Source organism: Silvania confinis (genome assembly GCF_025564085.1).
Taxonomy (GTDB): domain Bacteria; phylum Pseudomonadota; class Gammaproteobacteria; order Enterobacterales; family Enterobacteriaceae; genus Enterobacter; species Enterobacter confinis.
In genome coordinates this window covers 224871-240035 of sequence record NZ_JAMGZJ010000074.1, presented here as the reverse complement: position 1 = coordinate 240035, position 15165 = coordinate 224871, and the positions used below count along the sequence as shown (strand labels likewise).

The window sequence follows — 15165 nt, the reverse complement described above, 5'->3', positions numbered from 1 at the left end:
GTACGTAATGACATGGTATCTCTCGCATCCCACGGCATAAGCGACTCCATATACGGGTTCTTATGCCTTAGTTGTAAGTGTCTACCATGTCCCCGAACAAGCGTTCACTATGTCCCCAGTCTGTACAAGGGAGAGGGCTGGGGTGAGGGGGAGCATGCGGCTCCGGTGGTGGTTCCGTTCACTTTATGTGCAGTGCTCCTCTGCCAGCATCGTCACACGTGAACGTGCCAGGGGGGCTCGCCGCCTCCCCCCTGGCTACCCCGGCTCCCGGCAAAGAAAATCGCCGCTTCGCGGTACCCTCAGCTTATTCCTTTCGGCTTTCGGGTCGGGCGTGATCCTACATCCATGTAGGTCACGCCCTCTCGGCGCATCCATGCGCCTCGCCCCGGCCTACAGGAAACGCTTCGGCGATTTTCAGCCGGACCAGGCAGCCGCTGTAAGTCTTTTATTATCCAGTAATTATTTCATTGCATTAAGAACAGGAAAATTGTGCCGTACGAAACGCTTCAAGCCGCTTTATTTGCTGACCTTCGAGGTCAAAATTCTCCGCCGCCAGCCAGCCGCGCAGCGCGGCATCCCGGTCCGGCCATTCGCTGTCGATTATCGACAGCATATCGCTGTCGCGATTGCGCCCCTTGCGCACCAGCTTCTGCCGCAGGCGCCCTTCCCAGCTAAAGCCCAGTCGCTCTGCCGCCCGGCGTGAGGCGAGGTTCATCGAGTCGCACTTCCACTCCAGTCGGCGATAGCCTCGTTCAAAGCCGTATTTCAGCAACAGCCAGACGGACTCAGTGCCGAGCGGGGTGTTTTTCATTTTCCGCGACCAGGTGACGTGGCCAATCTCCACTGACCCCAGCTGCTGCTCGATCGCCATAAAGCTCACTATCCCGACCGCCCGCCCGCTGTGAAGATCAATCACCGCATACGGCACCAGCCCCGGATCCTGCACTTTGCCCTGCAGCCAGACGGCGGTATCCGCCACGCTTGCGGGCTGGCAGCTGGCAAGCCAGGTCCAGTCACTGTCATCACCCAGCGCGTAGGCGTCGAACAGATCTTGCGTATGTCGATCGGCATCCAGCGGTTCCAGGCGGCAAAAACGGCCTTCCAGTACCCCACGTTCCAGGACTCTGGCCCCCTGCCAGTCGGGAACGGGATCGTTTACGGTCTGCCCCCAGCGATTGATTTCCGGCACGTTGTTACCCCTTTTCTGAATGATGAGATCCGGCTAATAACCATAAATTTTTCTTTATGCACTGACGTAATAAGCTAAGCAGAATTTAGACTTTCCTTAATGGTTCCCGCCCCCCTAACGTAACCCACCAGAAAACAATTAAAAACATACACGTTCAGGGATTGCTATGACTAAAAAATTGCTACCGTTACTGGTGTTGGCTGCGCTATCCGCTACTGCGCAGGCTGCTACGCCGCCCAATACGCTGGTGGTGGCGCAGGGTCTGGATGACATTGTCAGCCTGGATCCCGCCGAAGCTAACGAACTTTCCAGTATTCAAACCGTACCGAGCCTGTATCAACGCCTGGTACAGCCTGACCGCGATAACCCGGAAAAAATCACTCCGGTACTGGCCGCAAGCTGGGAAGCGGATGCCGCCGCAAAAACCCTGACCATCAAACTAAAACCGGATGCTAAATTTGCCTCCGGCAATCCGCTGCGCCCGGAAGACGTTATTTTCTCGTATACCCGCGCCATCACCCTGAATAAATCCCCGGCCTTTATTCTTAATGTGCTGGGATGGGAGCCGGGCAATATTGCCAGTCAGCTGAAAAAAGTGGATGACCATACCCTGCAGCTCAGCTGGACGGCGGATGTCAGCCCGGCGGTAGCGCTGAACATTCTCTCTACGCCGATTGCCTCGATCGTCGATGAAAAAACGGTTGCCGCGAACGTGAAAGGCGATGACTTTGGCAACACGTGGCTGAAAATGCACTCCGCAGGCAGCGGCGCGTACAAAATGCGCGTCTATCAGCCGCATCAGGCCATCGTGCTGGAAGCCAACGACACCGCCCCTGGTGGCGCACCAAAGCTTAAAAACATCATTATTAAAAACGTGCCGGACCCGGCCTCCCGCCGTCTGCTGATTGAGCAGGGCGATGCGGACGTGGCCCGCGATCTCGGTGCCGACCAGATCAGCGCCCTCACCGGCAAGGCTGGCGTCAAGGTACTGAGCATCCCGTCGGCGGAACAGAACTACCTGGTGTTTAACGCCGGTAACAGCGCCAACCCGCTGCTGAATAATCCGGCCTTCTGGGAAGCATCACGCTGGCTGGTGGATTATGAAGGCATCACCAAAGATCTGCTGAAAGGCCAGTATTTTGTCCATCAGAGCTTCCTGCCGGTCGGTCTGCCGGGCGCGCTGGAGAACAACCCGTTTAAATTTGACCCGGCAAAAGCAAAAGAGATTTTAGCCAAAGCCGGGATCAAAGATGCCCACTTCACGCTGGATGTTGAGAACAAGCCGCCGTTTATTACCCTCGCCCAGTCGATGCAGGCGAGCTTTGCCCAGGGCGGCGTGAAGATTGACCTGCTGCCCGCAGCCGGTAGCCAGGTGTACGCCCGCGTGCGTGCCAAACAGCATCAGGCAGCGATCCGCCTGTGGATCCCCGACTACTTCGATGCGCACTCTAACGCCAGCGCCTTCGCGTGGAACGACGGCAAATCCAGCACCGTTGCCGGGCTGAACGGCTGGCAAATCCCCGAGCTGAACAAAGCTACCCTGGCGGCCGTCGCCGAACCGGATCCGGCCAAACGCCTGGATCTGTATAAGCAGATGCAGGAGACGCTGCAGCACAACTCCCCGTACGTGTTTGTCGATCAGGGCAAAACCCAGATTGTGGTGCGCGATAACGTGAAGGGTTATCAGCAGGGATTGAATGCCGACATGGTCTGGTATGACCGCGTAACCAAATAAGCGATGCGCCGCCCTCACCCGGCGGCACTGCGCTTGCGCGGGCCCACGGTTTTATAGGCCGGGTAAGCCCGGCAATATGCCCAGAATCAGGAATTAAGATTTCTCATGCCCTATATCTCACCAGGCCTGAGCCGGATAGCGCAGGGGTTAATGACCCTGCTGCTTACCCTGCTCGGGCTTTTGCTCATTACCTTTGCGCTCTCGGCGCTCTCGCCAGTCGACCGCGTTCTGCAGATCGTCGGCGATCACGCCAGCCAGTCCACCTACGATCAGGTGCGCCACCAGCTCGGTCTGGATCAACCTTTACCGGTGCAGTTCTGGCACTATCTGCGCGATTTACTGCACGGCGATCTCGGTATCGCCAGCGCCACCGGACAGCCGGTGCTGCAGGATCTGCTGCACGCCTTTCCGGCGACCCTGGAGCTGGCCACCCTGGCGCTGATTATCGGCGCGCTGCTGGGGGTGATGGCGGGCGTACTGTGCGCGCGCTTCGTCGGTTCGTCATTGGATTTAACCCTTCGGACCCTCACTTTGCTGGGCAACTCGGTGCCCATTTTCTGGCTCGGACTGCTGATGCTGGCGCTGTTCTACGCGAAGCTGCAGTGGAGCGCGGGCCCCGGCAGGCTGGACGATATCTGGCAGTACACCGTCGAACCGCGCACCGGTTTTGCCCTGATCGACACCTGGCTTTCCGGCGACATGGCCGCCTTCAAAAATGCCGCCAGCCATCTGGTGCTGCCGGTGCTGCTGCTGGCTTACTATTCGCTGGCCAGCATTACCCGCCTGACTCGCTCGGCCTGTCTGAGCGAGATGAACAAAGAGTACATCCTGCTGGCGCGCGCGAAGGGCGCGGGCGAGATGACCATCCTGCTGCGTCACGTGCTGCCCAATATTCGCAGCACGCTGCTGACGGTGATTGCGCTGGCGTATACCAGCATGCTGGAAGGCGCGGTGCTCACCGAAATGGTCTTCTCGTGGCCGGGGATTGGTCGCTATCTCACCACCGCCCTGTTCGCCGGGGACACCACCGCCATCATGGGCGGCACGCTGATGATTGGCGTCTGCTTTGTGCTGATCAACAACCTGACCGACCTGCTGGTGCGGTTCACTGATCCAAGGGTGCGCTGATGCCTTTTTATCTTTTCTTACGCCGCCTGCGCCGCTCACCGGCGGCATTTTGCGGGCTGATCATCGTTACCCTGCTGCTGCTGGTAGCGCTGTTTGCACCCTGGCTTGCACCGCTCGATCCCAACTGGCAGGACGCCGCCGCGCGCCTGCAGGCCCCCAGCGCGCAGCACTGGCTGGGCACCGACAGCTACGGGCGCGACCTGCTGTCACGCCTGATCTACGGCAGCCGTCCGGCGTTGGGGTTAGTGGCGCTGGTGACGGTGATTACCTTACCGGCAGGCCTGCTGGTGGGCATTCTGGCGGGCTATTACGGCGGCTGGCTGGAGCGGATTTTAATGCGCTTCACCGACGTGGTGATGTCAATGCCGCGCCTGATCCTCGCCTTTGCCTTCGTCGCCATGCTCGGCCCCGGTCTGGTGAATGGCGCACTGGCGCTGGCCTTAACCACCTGGCCGGCCTATGCCCGTCAGGCACGCAGTGAAATTCAGCGCCTGCGGCACAGCGACTATCTGGCCGCCGCCGAGATGATGGGTATCCGCGGCGGGCGATTGCTGCTGGGGCATATTCTGCCGCTGTGCCTGCCCTCGGCGATTGTGCGTCTGGCACTCGATTTAGCAGGCATTATTCTGGCCGCCGCCGGGCTCGGCTTCCTGGGCCTCGGCGCTCGCCCGCCAATGGCCGAATGGGGAGCGATGATCGCCGACGGAATGCAGGTGATTTTCGATCAGTGGTGGATTGCCGCCATACCGGGTGGGGCGATCCTGATTGCCAGCCTGGCGTTTAACCTGCTGGGCGATGGCCTGCGCGACGTGCTGGAGCCGCAACATGACTGAGCAACGTATTATTGTCGACGCGCTGTCGATTGATTATCCCGCCGTGCGAGTGGTCAATAACGTCAGCTTTACGCTTGGCAACGAACGGCTGGCGCTGGTCGGCGAGTCCGGTTCGGGCAAGTCGATGACCGCCCGGGCGCTGATGGGGCTGGTGCGCCAGCCAGGCCGGGTGAGCGCTAACCAGCTGAACGTGCTGGGGCACGATCTCACCGCCCTTTCACCGCGCGGCTGGCGACAGCTGCGCGGCAACGAGATTGCGATGGTATTGCAGGATCCGCGCTACGCCCTCAATCCGGTAAAAAACGTGCAGGCCCAACTCGATGAAGCCCTGACCCTGCACCAGACGCTGCCGCGCCGGGAACGGCTGGATCGCATTCGGGCGGCGATTACCGCCGTCGGCCTGACTGACGCGGTGCTGAGCCGCTATCCCGGGGAACTCTCCGGCGGGATGGGGCAACGGGTGATGATCGCCATCGCGTTAATCAACAACCCGCGAGTGCTGATTGCCGATGAGCCCACCTCGGCGCTGGACGCCCGCCTGCGTAATCAGATCCTAGAGCTGCTGGTGGAACAGTGCGAGCAGCGCCAGATGGCGATGCTGCTGATCAGCCACGATTTACCGCTGGTGGCCCAACATTGCGACCGGGTGCTGGTGATGTATCGCGGGGAGAAGGTCGATGAGATGGCGGCCAATCAGCTGCCGCACGCCACGCATCCGTACACCCGCACGCTGTGGACCTGTCGGCCCGGAGCCGACACCTACGGGAAGATGCTGCCCACCCTGGATCGCACGGAGATGCACAATGGCGCTCGTTAACGTTAATCAGCTGCAGGTTCGTTTTGGCGATAAGCAGGCGGTGGCCGGGGCCACATTTACCCTTGATGAGGGCGAAACCTTCAGCCTGATAGGAGAATCCGGCTGCGGAAAATCAACCATTCTGCGGGTGCTGGCCGGGCTGCAGCGAGAGTGGCGCGGTGATATCTCGCTACTGGGGGACGCCCTGGTGCCCGGCGCACGCTTTACCGGTGCGCTGCGGCGTAATGTGCAGATGGTGTTTCAGGATCCGTGGGCGTCGCTGCACCCTAACCACACCATTTTGCGCACCCTGGCGGAACCACTGAACATTCATGGCGAAACCGGGGTCGCCGCGCGCGTCGCAGAGGCCCTGCAGGAGGTCGGGCTGACGGAGGATGCCGGAAAACGTTACCCGCATCAGCTCTCCGGCGGACAGCGCCAGCGGGTGGCCATTGCCCGCGCCCTGCTGCTGCGTCCGCGCCTGTTGCTGCTGGACGAACCCACCTCGGCGCTGGATATGTCAGTGCAGGCGGAGATCCTCAACCTGCTCAACCGCCTGAAACAGCAGCACGGCATGACGTATCTGCTGGTCAGCCACGACGCGGACGTGATTGCGCATATGTCCGATCGGGCGGCGTTTATGGCCGGTGGGGTGATTGAGCGGGTGTTTGATCGGGAAGCGATGGTGAAGGGCGAGCATAGAATGGCCGAGGTAAACGCAAAACGGTAACCCGAAGGTTACCGTTTTTCGTGTTTTCGCCCTCTCCCCGTGGGAGAGGGATGGGGTGAGGGCACCAGACCGCACGCACCCCGACGTTTTTTAGCAACCCACCGATTACTTCAGGTTTTTGAGCATTTTCACGGTAGTGTCGATATCAATATCGTCTTCGGAGAAGATAAACGTTTTGCCCTGGAAGGTGGTGATAGCCAGCTTTTTCAGGGTCCGCATTTCGCCCGGGCTAGCGCTGGCTTTCGGGGCGATATTCCCCATCAGGCTCTTCACCGTCAGCGCCCCACTGTCTATATCCATCGGGGCGTCGACCGGCTCTTCTTCGCTGAAAACGACATAGGATTTGATCGCCGTGATTTTATGTCGCTCACCATCAAGGAAGATGTATTTGCTTTCCGGGACCACTTTGACCGCAAACGCCGACAGCCCCTTGTTATTGGTGGTCGGTTCGAACGTCACCGCCGCATCTTTCTTAATCAAATCGGGGTTGGCGACCTTAATCACATGAAAATAACGGTTATCACCGTTTTCATCTTTGATAAATCCAAAACCCTTGTCTTCAAACCAGGTTGTGATCGTTCCGTTCATCGCCATTACCGCCTAATTAATCATTTATCAACGCAATTTTTGCAGCGCGCAGTGTAATGCACAATGCCTGCGCAGACTATGCCTTTGGTTTAAATCTGGACAATAATTTCACCCCGCGCGAGTTCTGAATGCCGTTGTCTATACTCAAAACATTGCCGACATCGGAGCGCGCCATGCCCTTACCCGACTTTCATGTATCCGACCCTTTTACCCTTGGCATTGAGCTGGAACTGCAGGTCGTCAATCCCCCGGGATACGATCTCAGCCAGGACTCGTCTGCCCTCATCGCCGCCGTCAAAAACGACATCAAAGCCGGTGAAGTGAAGCACGACATTACCGAGAGCATGCTCGAACTCGCCACCGGCGTGTGCCAGAACATCGACCAGGCCGCTGCGCAAATTTCGACCATGCAGCAGAGCATCCTGCGCGCGGCGGCAGAGCAGCATATTCAGATTTGCGGCGGCGGTACGCATCCGTTCCAGAAATGGCAACGTCAGGAGGTGTGCAACGATGAGCGCTATGCCGTTACGCTGGAGCGCTTTGGTTATCTGATCCTGCAGGCGACGGTGTTCGGTCAGCATGTGCACGTTGGCTGCCGCAGCGGTGACGACGCCATTTACCTGCTCCACGGCCTGTCACACTTTGTGCCGCATTTTATTGCCCTGGCAGCGTCATCGCCCTATATGCAGGGCACCGACACGAAATTCTCCTCTTCGCGTCTCAATATTTTCTCCGGGTTTCCGGATAACGGGCAGATGCCGTGGGTCAACAGCTGGCAGGAGTTTGAAGGGCTGTTCCGCCGCCTGAGCCACACCAGCATGATCGACAGCATTAAAGATCTGCACTGGGATATTCGCCCCAGCCCGCATTTTGGCACGGTCGAGGTGCGGGTGATGGATACGCCGCTGACGCTGGCGCACGCCATTAATATTGCCGGACTGATTCAGGCTACCGCGCACTGGCTGTTGACCACCCGGCCTTACAAGCATCAGGAACAGGATTTTCTGCTGTATCGCTTTAACCGTTTTCAGGCCTGCCGCTACGGCATGGAGGGGATATTGACCGATGTGCACACCGGCGAGCAAAAAACCCTCGCCGAAGATATCGCCTGGCTGCTTGAGCGCGTTGCGCCCTCCGCCCGCAAACTGGGCGCGTCGAGTGCAATCGAGGACCTCTTTCAGTGGTTAAAACAGGAAAAGAGTGAGGCGCAGAAGATGCGTGATTTCGTGGCCGATGGCGGTTCGCTGATAACCCTTGTGGAGCGCCACTGCGAGCTGTGGGCCTCGGCACCCTGAGGCCCCGCATTGCTTTACGCTGTCATATCCCGGACAATGCGGCTTTTAACCGGCAATTAACATCCCTATGAAACACCCGTTAGAATCGCTGTTAACCGCAGGCGGCATTTTGCTGATGGCCTTTCTCTCCGTCCTGCTGCTGCCCGCGCCGTCGCTGGGTCTGGTGCTGGCGCAGAAGCTGATGGGCACCTTCCATCTGATGGATCTGAACCAGCTCTACACCATCCTGTTCTGCCTGTGGTTTTTACTGCTTGGCGCCATCGAATACTTCATCGTCCGCTTCGTCTGGCGCCGCTGGTTTTCACTGGCGTCGTAAGCCGGTCAAATCACGCATCCCGTGGATCAGCGCTTCACACCAGGCCGCGTAGTCGTGGCCGCTGGAGGAGGAGTGAAAACTGACCCGGTAGCCTTTATCCTTCAGCACCTGTTCGAATTGCTGGGTGTTGCGATAGATCCCCCCTCCCGGCCCCGTGGTTTCAAATTTTCCGGCCTGGAGCCAGAAGCGCACCGGATACTGCGGTGCCTGCTGGTACTGGCGCGTCAGCCAGCCCGGCGCTTCACCTTTCGGTGCCCACCAGTATGAGCCAGAAAGGCTCAGCACGTTGCCAAACAGACGCGGGTAGCGCAGCGCCACCCATGAGGACGCTATTCCCCCGTAGCTTGACCCCGACAGCACCGTTTTTTTCCGCTGCATGGCGATCCCCTGCCCGCGTAGCCACGGCAGCAATTCATGCGCAATGAAGTCGGCGAAATCCGGGTTCGGCGGCAGCTCTTTACTGCGTCGGGCGTGATCGAGGCTGTTGATGAACACCACGTTGACCGGCGGAAGATGGTGTCGGGCAAGCAGACCATCCAGCACGTTCGCAAAATGGTAGTCGTCCTGATAGATCTGCCCATCGAAGAGGATCAACGTCCAGCGCGCAGGCTGCACGCCGCGCGGTTTGTAGATCATCACTTCCCGCGTGTTGCCGAGGATTTTGCTCGCAATCATCTGGCGGCTGAGCGTGCCGTGTACCAGCGGCTGGGCGGCGGCCTGTAGCGAGCAGTAACGTGCCGGACTGAGATCGAGCAGAGAATAGCGGTTCCAGCGATCCGTCTCCTGTTCACCAAAGGTGTTCGGATTAAGCGGATCGGCCTGTGCGCTCACCAGGATCGCCCGACGCTGATCGCGCGGGGAGCCGTCAATCAACGGCACATCTGGCGCGAGCTTGTACTGCATCACCGTATCGGCGGGCACCACGTAGCTGCGAAACCAGACGTCGCTGTTACCCAGGCGGAACAGCGGATCGTGATCGCCCGCCGGAGAACCCAGAATAAAAACGTTGTGCCGCGCACCGCGCCATAAAAAGGTCACACGCTTATGGCGGGCATCCACCGGTTCCACCATCGGCGTTCCCTGCCGACTCTGCGCCTGCCAGAACGCATCACTACTCCCACCGGCAGCAACCGTTTTTGCCAGCGCCTGTAGCGTCGGGCTTTCAGGCTCCAGCATTTGTACGCGCGGTAATGCAGACGTCTCTTTCATTCGCCACTGAAAACGCCACGGCTTACCCGCTTCGCCGTGCAGCACCAGCGAGGTGTTCTGCTTCACCGGCAGCGCAAAGAGCAACGTGTGTTCACCATCCACCGGGCCATTTTCAATCAGCGCGCGAATGCGGCGGTTTTTCCCGTCCAGCAGACGGGCATCCGTCACGCCGTTCAGCGTGGCAGAAACATAATTTTCAGTCAGTTCGGGCAGCGCAAAGCAGACTTCGCCGCTGGCATCAAATTTCCCCTGCACTTCACCCTGCAAGGACGAGTGTTCACACGTCGCCGCCACCGCGGGCAGCGCACCGATCCCTAATAACAACCCACTCCATACCCTCTTCATTACCACGCGTTCCCCGACGAAATTTGTTACCAACGCTAATGCAAATGGTAATGATTTGCAATATCATCAAATCCGATTTACCGGTGTTTTTATGGCGATAGCAACCAAGGATGTTAAATAATAATGTTTAAAAATAATAAGATAATGCAACTCTGGCTTCTGAGTCTGGCGACGGCCAGCGTGGCGGCTCAGGCAGAAACAAAAGAAGAAACCATTACCGTTACGCAGGGGATGAATGAAGAACCCACTGCGCCGGTAAAAGGGATTGTGGCAACCAAAACCCTCTCTGCCACCAAGACCAGCGCAGAGATCATCAAGACGCCGCAGTCTGTGTCGGTGATCACCCGCGATCAGATGAAAATGCAGGACGTGACGTCGGTATCGCAGGCGCTGCGCTACTCGGCGGGCGTGTTTACCGAGTACCGTGGATCGTCAAACCGTAACGACGAGGTGTTTGTACGTGGCTTCAGCTATGTGCCGAAATTCCTCGACGGATTAAGCTTTGGCGCCACCGCCTCATCACAAACGGGCACGATTGACCCGTGGCTGCTGGAGCGCGTGGAACTGGTACGTGGTCCGGCTTCGGTACTGTTTGGCCAGGTCAACCCGGGGGGGTTAATCAGTATGACCAGCAAGCGCCCGACCGCGGAGTCCATTCATAACCTGCAGTTGCGCACCGGCAATAACGACCTCGCCGAAGGGGCGTTTGATTTTGGCGGCAAACTCAGCGATGACGGCCGGGTGCTGTATCGCGTGAACGGTATCGCCCGCACTCAGCACAATCAGGTGGAGGACTACAAAGAGACGCGCATGGCGATTGCCCCGGCGATCACCTGGTATCCGAACGATCAGACCCGCTTTACGCTGCTCACCAGCTACCAGAAAGATCCGGACGCCGGCTACCGTAACTTCCTGCCCGCGTATGGCACGGTGAAGAGCGTTGATGGCAAATACATACCGCGCGACTTTAACGTCAGCGATCCGGATTACGATCAGTCCTGGCGCGAGCAGACGATGATCGGCTATGAACTGGAACATCAGTTCGCGGATAACCTCACCTTCCGCCAGAACGCGCGTTACGCCACCATCAAGCAGAAGTATCGTTACCTGGTTTACGCCACCAGCGCCGCCAACAGTTCGGTACTGACCCGCCGCGCCCAGCACGAGGAACGTACCACTGACGAGTTTGGCCTCGATAACCAGCTGGAATATTTGGCAAATACGGGTGCAGTCAGTCATACCCTGCTCGGCGGATTTGACTATAAGACCAGCAAAGATAAACAGCTGCTCGAACGCGGTACCGGCTCACAGTACGACCTCGACTGGCAAAATCCGATATACGGCGTGAAGGTGGATGAAAGCACTTTCAGAACGGCGAGCGACGAGCAGCAAAATCTCGATCAGATGGGTCTGTACCTGCAGGATCAGATGAGCTGGAATAGCTGGGAGTGGCTGGTTTCCGGGCGCTACGACTGGAGTGAAGTCCGTACCAACGACTTTACCGATAATAGCTTCATCCAGCAGAACGACAGCAAATTCACCTGGCGTACCGGCCTGCTGTACGCGTTCGACTTTGGTTTGTCGCCGTATGTCAGCTATAGCACCTCGTTTGAACCGAACCTGCAAACCAACCGGGCGCCGGGCGTGGGACCGTTTAAACCGACGACCGGTGAGCAGACCGAAATTGGCCTGAAGTACCAGCCGATCGACACCACGCTGATGACCCTGGCGCTGTACGATTTAATCCAGGAAAACGTGGCGACTTACAACAGCGCTGAGGGCTGGTTCGAGAATGCGGGCAAGGTACGCTCGAAAGGCGTTGAGGCTGAGATTCACTCTACGCTGATGGATAACATCAACCTGATCGGTTCTTATACTTATACCGATGCAACAACCAAAAGCACCACGGTAGCGGGTACCGAAGGCAAAACGCCTGCGCGTATTCCGGCGCATATGGCTTCAGCTTTCGCCAGCTACACCCTTCCTGGCGGCGCGCTGAAGAGCCTGACCGCAGGCGTGGGCATGCGCTATATCGGCACCAGCTACGGCGATGCGAAGAATACCTTCAAGGTACCGTCGGTGGATCTGTATGACGCAATGGTGAGTTACGATCTGGGCGAAATGAACAGCGGCCTGAAAGGCGCCAGCGTGCAGTTCAACGTCAATAACCTGGCAGATACCAAGTATGTGGCATCGTGCGCAAGCGATACGGCGTGCTTCTACGGGATTGGCCGTACAGTGACGGCGACGGTGAATTACAGCTGGTAAGTTATTTTGTAGGCCCGGTAAGCGCAGCGCCACCGGGCAATTTATGAGCACCGAGCCCATAAAAAAACCGGGTGACGGCAACGCCTTACCCGGCCTACATTTCCCATGTTTCAATGCGCCCGACTGTGGTTATCTTTGCGATACGCGCCCGGCGGCTGGTTAAAGGTACGGGTAAAGATGCGAGTAAAGGTCTGCTGGGAATCAAAGCCGTAGCGCAGGCAAATGTCGTAGACCTTCTCATCTGACTCGCGCAGGTCGCGCGCCGCCAGCAGCAGCTTGCGCTCGCGAATATAGCGCCCCAGGCTCTCGCCTTTGTACTGCATAAATAACCGCTGCAGGTGCCATTTGGAGTAACCTGCATGCCGGGCGATCTCGTCGATCCGCAGCGGCTGATGGAGATTGTCGTCGATCCATTCAACGATTGTGTCGATAACCTGAGCGGAAATTGTCATATCGCTCTCCCCCTCTGCTCTTCGATTTAACATTATTCCCACCACACTCGAAATTGCTGCGTGACATCGTCCACCCGGACAGGCTCGCCAGGCTCAGGCGTCCACAGCCGATAGTTTTTGTCTTTGCTCGCCAGCGTCAGCTGAATCAGCGGATCGTTCCAGGTATGTTTGGCCAGCACAAAGCGCCCGGAGTGCCCCGGCACCACGGCGCGGGCTTGCAGATCTACCGCGGCCTGCGCCGTTTCGGCAGGCAGCATGTGGATGTGCTTCCAGTCCAGGTCGTACTGCCCGTTCTCCATGATCGCCAGATCGACCGGGCCGAACTTCTCGCCAATGGCGCTAAAATGCGGGCCATAGCCGGAATCGCCGCTGTAGAACACCTTTCTCTGCGGCGTGACAAACATAAAACTGCCCCACAGCGTCTGGTTACGTTTCAGGCCACGCCCGGAAAAATGCCGCGCGGGCAGGACGTGGACGGTCAGTTCATCGCTGATGCGCACCGACTGCTCCCAGTCGCGCTCCTCAATGCGGTCGGGATCCACCCCCCAGTAGCGCAGATGCGAGCCCACCCCGAGCGGCGTAACGACGCGTTTAACTTTCGGCATCAGCGCTTTGATGGTGGCGTAATCGAGATGATCGTAGTGATCGTGGGAAATTATCAGCAGATCGATGTCGGGCATCGTTTCGGCGCGCCACGGATACTCCCCGGCGAAGGCTTTATTCAGGAATGAGAACGGCGCGGCGTAGTTGCTGAACACCGGATCGATCAGAATACGTTTACCCGCCAGCTGCAGATACCACGACGAGTGCCCCAGCCAGACCAGCGTCTCCTGATCCAGCGGCAGGCTGGCGAGATCGGTCTTCACCAACGGCAACGGCGCGTCAGGCCGGGCATTCGGGGTTTTGGTCGTCAAAAAGCCCCACCACGCCGCCAGCAGGCTCTTGCTGCCGGTGTATTCCGGCGTTGGCAACGCATTATGGAACTGACCGTCGCGATATTGCGGCGACGTTTCAATCTCACTCAACTGCACACCCTGTGGCGGCTGGCCAAATCCGGGATTCAGGACAAAAGGTAAACTCGCCGCTGACGCTACAATCATCACTACCACCATGTAAACAATGAAACGCTTTTTCATATCCAGACCCGAATTCGCGCCCCATCCAATGGCCTGCGCGGGCAAAACTTGCTTATGAGTGAGTAAGCACTCATTATAGGAGTGATGCGAAAGCCGTCAAGAAGCTTTTAATTCTTTGACATTCCGCGTTGCAGGTGCGCAAACGGCATGATTCAATCAAGGTTTTTGAACATGAATGGGGGAAATGCAGTGGCTCGTCCGAAGAGTGAAGATAAAAAACTGGCGTTGTTAGACGCGGCAACCCACGCCTTTGCCCACTCGGGCATTGCGGCCTCGACCGCGTTAATCGCCCGCAGCGCAGGTGTCGCTGAAGGCACCCTGTTTCGCTATTTTGCCACCAAAGACGATCTGCTCAACGCCCTCTACCTGCACCTGAAACAGGATCTGTGCCAGGCCATGCTGGCCAATCTCGACCGCAGCCTCAGTACGCCGAAAGAGCATACCCGCAATATCTGGAACAGTTACGTTGACTGGGGGATCCGCAATCCCGTCGCCCATGGCGCTATCCGCCAGCTCGGGGTGAGTGAGAAGATCAACGCCGAAACTGAACAGGCGGTGCACGAGATGTTCCCGGAGCTGCATGAGCTCTGCCGTCGCCGGATCCGCCCGGTGTTTATGTCCGAAGAATTTCGCCTGTTTGGCGACGCGCTGTTCCTGTCGCTGGCGGAGACCACCATGTCTTTCGCCACCCGCGAACCGGCGCGCGCCGACGAGTTTAAAGCGCTGGGTTTTGAAGCCATGTGGCGCGCCCTTGCTGACGAGGATGCTAATGGACAGTAAAACGCTGCAAGCCTGCGCCCAGAACGTGGCGCTGGAGCTGCCCTTTACCGAGCACTGCTGGCCGTTTGGCCCGGAATACGATGTGTTTAAGGTCGGCGGCAAGATTTTTATGCTGATGGGCGTGGCGCACGGGCGCCTGCACGTCAGCCTGAAATCCGATCCGCAAACCTCGCTGCTCAACCAGCAGATTTACCGCAGCATTGAGCCGGGCTATCACCTGAATAAAAAACACTGGATTTCAGTCTACGCCGGAGACGATATCAGCCCGGGTCTGATTGCCGATCTGGTGAACGATTCCTGGAATCTGGTGGTCGATAAACTGCCTAAACGTACCCAGAAGCAGATGCGCCCCGGCGCGTAAATTT

At 58.2% G+C, this 15165-nt stretch carries 15 protein-coding genes; 10 read left to right on the top strand and 5 right to left on the bottom strand.

The features are described 5' to 3' along the window. Positions 1-472: 472 nt before the first annotated feature. Positions 473-1189 carry a GNAT family N-acetyltransferase gene (locus tag M8013_RS11015; protein ID WP_271267845.1) on the bottom strand — a complete coding sequence of 239 codons (717 nt, stop codon included), beginning with the start codon at positions 1187-1189 and terminating at the stop codon, positions 473-475. 166 nt (positions 1190-1355) lie between these two features. Here M8013_RS11015 and M8013_RS11010 point away from each other — a divergent pair, with 166 nt between their 5' ends. The 5 genes from M8013_RS11010 to M8013_RS10990 all read left to right on the top strand — a co-directional run bounded on the left by M8013_RS11010 (position 1356) and on the right by M8013_RS10990 (position 6411). Next, complete coding sequence (locus M8013_RS11010) at positions 1356-2924, top strand: ABC transporter substrate-binding protein (protein ID WP_271267844.1); 1569 nt, start codon at positions 1356-1358, stop codon at positions 2922-2924. Positions 2925-3029: 105 nt separating this feature from the next. Then, positions 3030-4052 (top strand): ABC transporter permease, encoded by a 1023-nt coding sequence (locus M8013_RS11005; protein ID WP_271267843.1) that lies wholly within the window; start codon positions 3030-3032, stop codon positions 4050-4052. Continuing rightward, a complete protein-coding gene (locus tag M8013_RS11000) occupies positions 4052-4885 on the top strand; it encodes an ABC transporter permease (RefSeq protein WP_271267842.1) in 834 nt (277 codons plus the stop codon). The genes M8013_RS11005 and M8013_RS11000 overlap by 1 nt, the downstream gene beginning before the upstream one ends. Further along, on the top strand, positions 4878-5702 hold the full coding sequence (locus tag M8013_RS10995; protein WP_271267841.1) for an ABC transporter ATP-binding protein: 825 nt from the start codon (positions 4878-4880) through the stop codon (positions 5700-5702). The genes M8013_RS11000 and M8013_RS10995 overlap by 8 nt, the downstream gene beginning before the upstream one ends. Beyond that, positions 5689-6411 (top strand): ABC transporter ATP-binding protein, encoded by a 723-nt coding sequence (locus tag M8013_RS10990; protein WP_271267840.1) that lies wholly within the window; start codon positions 5689-5691, stop codon positions 6409-6411. Before M8013_RS10995 ends, M8013_RS10990 begins: the two co-directional genes overlap by 14 nt. Before the next feature lie 105 nt (positions 6412-6516). Here the strand turns inward: M8013_RS10990 and M8013_RS10985 are convergent, their stop codons facing one another. Continuing rightward, positions 6517-7005: a cold-shock protein gene (locus M8013_RS10985; protein WP_271267839.1), complete on the bottom strand. Its 489-nt coding sequence runs from the start codon at positions 7003-7005 to the stop codon at positions 6517-6519. A gap of 167 nt (positions 7006-7172) precedes the next feature. Here M8013_RS10985 and M8013_RS10980 point away from each other — a divergent pair, with 167 nt between their 5' ends. Further along, positions 7173-8294, top strand: coding sequence for a YbdK family carboxylate-amine ligase (locus tag M8013_RS10980; RefSeq protein ID WP_271267838.1), 1122 nt, complete (start codon positions 7173-7175; stop codon positions 8292-8294). Positions 8295-8361: 67 nt separating this feature from the next. After that, positions 8362-8610, top strand: coding sequence for a DUF1158 domain-containing protein (locus M8013_RS10975; protein ID WP_271267837.1), 249 nt, complete (start codon positions 8362-8364; stop codon positions 8608-8610). On the opposite strand, the gene M8013_RS10970 is transcribed toward M8013_RS10975, so the two are convergent. Continuing rightward, on the bottom strand, positions 8596-10164 hold the full coding sequence (locus tag M8013_RS10970) for an alpha/beta hydrolase-fold protein (protein WP_271267836.1): 1569 nt from the start codon (positions 10162-10164) through the stop codon (positions 8596-8598). The two genes, M8013_RS10975 and M8013_RS10970, sit on opposite strands and share 15 nt — an antisense overlap. A gap of 123 nt (positions 10165-10287) precedes the next feature. Here M8013_RS10970 and M8013_RS10965 point away from each other — a divergent pair, with 123 nt between their 5' ends. Next, positions 10288-12432: a TonB-dependent siderophore receptor gene (locus tag M8013_RS10965; protein ID WP_271267835.1), complete on the top strand. Its 2145-nt coding sequence runs from the start codon at positions 10288-10290 to the stop codon at positions 12430-12432. Positions 12433-12542: 110 nt separating this feature from the next. Here M8013_RS10965 and M8013_RS10960 read toward each other — a convergent pair whose 3' ends face one another. Beyond that, positions 12543-12884, bottom strand: coding sequence for a RamA family antibiotic efflux transcriptional regulator (locus M8013_RS10960; RefSeq protein ID WP_271267834.1), 342 nt, complete (start codon positions 12882-12884; stop codon positions 12543-12545). 32 nt (positions 12885-12916) lie between these two features. Continuing rightward, a complete protein-coding gene (locus tag M8013_RS10955) occupies positions 12917-14020 on the bottom strand; it encodes an MBL fold metallo-hydrolase (RefSeq protein ID WP_271267833.1) in 1104 nt (367 codons plus the stop codon). Positions 14021-14209: 189 nt separating this feature from the next. On the opposite strand from M8013_RS10955, the gene M8013_RS10950 reads away from it, so the two are divergent. Together M8013_RS10950 and M8013_RS10945 are read left to right on the top strand one after the other, a co-directional pair. Beyond that, on the top strand, positions 14210-14800 hold the full coding sequence (locus M8013_RS10950; protein WP_271267832.1) for a TetR/AcrR family transcriptional regulator: 591 nt from the start codon (positions 14210-14212) through the stop codon (positions 14798-14800). Beyond that, entirely contained in the window at positions 14790-15161 is a 372-nt protein-coding gene (locus M8013_RS10945; protein WP_271267831.1) for an MmcQ/YjbR family DNA-binding protein, read from the top strand. The genes M8013_RS10950 and M8013_RS10945 overlap by 11 nt, the downstream gene beginning before the upstream one ends. The last annotated feature ends 4 nt before the right edge of the window (positions 15162-15165 follow it).